The organism is Stutzerimonas nosocomialis, from assembly GCF_005876855.1.
GTDB classification, from domain to species: Bacteria; Pseudomonadota; Gammaproteobacteria; order Pseudomonadales; family Pseudomonadaceae; genus Stutzerimonas; species Stutzerimonas nosocomialis.
In genome coordinates, this window is record NZ_QLAE01000085.1 from 1 (window position 1) to 555 (window position 555).

Genomic DNA, 555 nt, shown 5'->3' on the forward strand with positions numbered 1-555 from the left:
GGCGGGGGCAATGGGGACTTCCTGTCGAGCTTTCTGGGATGGCGCAACTCCAACCGGGTGATCTACCTGCTGGCGCTGATCCCGCTGGGTGTCGGGGTCGCTCACCTGATCAAGGCCTGGCGCGGCAGCTTCGAGCGCTACTTCCAGTGCGACGAGCGCAAGATGCGCCTGATCATGCCCGTGGCGCGGATCGGGTTGGTCGCGCGGGGCAGCGTCTTCCTGATCATCTGCGCGCTGTTGCTGGTAGGGGGGAACCGCTACGAGCCCACGGACCCGCCCGGGCTGAAGGACGCGCTCCAGGCGCTACAGGGTCTGCCGCTCGGCTGGCTGTTGCTCGGCGCGATCGGCCTGGGCCTGCTGGCCTTCGCCCTTTATAGCTTCGCCCAGGCCCTCTGGCGCCGGATCGACCTGTCCGAGGTCACCGGCTAACTGCCCCATCGCGGCGCCAGCCTGGCGTGTAAAAGCTCGCGGTCGAGACCAGGCGTCCCCGACCGCTTCCACGGTTCCGGGGATCGGGGGGAAATCCGTGGGAGCGGTATTGACCGCGAATAGCCG

At 67.9% G+C, this 555-nt stretch carries 1 protein-coding gene; it reads left to right on the top strand.

The window, feature by feature from the left end:
- The coding region (locus DN824_RS22435; protein WP_138410515.1) for a DUF1206 domain-containing protein at positions 1-429 on the top strand (429 nt) is incomplete at its 5' end.
- Positions 430-555: the final 126 nt, after the last annotated feature.